The sequence below is a fragment of the Helicobacter pylori genome (assembly GCF_017594925.1).
GTDB lineage: Bacteria > Campylobacterota > Campylobacteria > Campylobacterales > Helicobacteraceae > Helicobacter > Helicobacter pylori_DP.
This window is the reverse complement of record NZ_JAALNT010000051.1, coordinates 1-267: the sequence shown is the minus strand read 5'-3', so window position 1 is coordinate 267 and position 267 is coordinate 1. Positions and strand designations below refer to the sequence as shown.

1 protein-coding gene is annotated in these 267 nt (G+C 39.3%); it reads right to left on the bottom strand.

All coding sequences use genetic code 11. The features are described from left to right. Nucleotides 1–267: CagY family CD-EC repeat-containing protein (locus G6069_RS07880; RefSeq protein ID WP_275951784.1), on the bottom strand; the 267-nt coding region annotated here is incomplete at both ends.

Sequence of the window (267 nt, the reverse complement as noted above, 5' to 3'; positions counted from 1 at the left end):
ATTTCTCGCATTCTTGTTTCTCTTTTTCATTCCTAGCTCTTGAAACGCAGTCTAAATAAGCCTTAACGCTTTTTTTAACTTCTTGTTCTAAGAGTTTCCTCGCTTCAGGGGTGAGCAATTTCTCGCAGGCTCTCCTTTCAGTTTCATTTCTAGCTTGAGAGAGGCAGTCTTTATAAGCTTTAAGGCTCTCTTTAGCTTCTTCTAATAGCTTTCTCGCTTCAGGCGTGAGTAATTTCTCGCATTCTTGTTTCTCTTTTTCATTCCTAG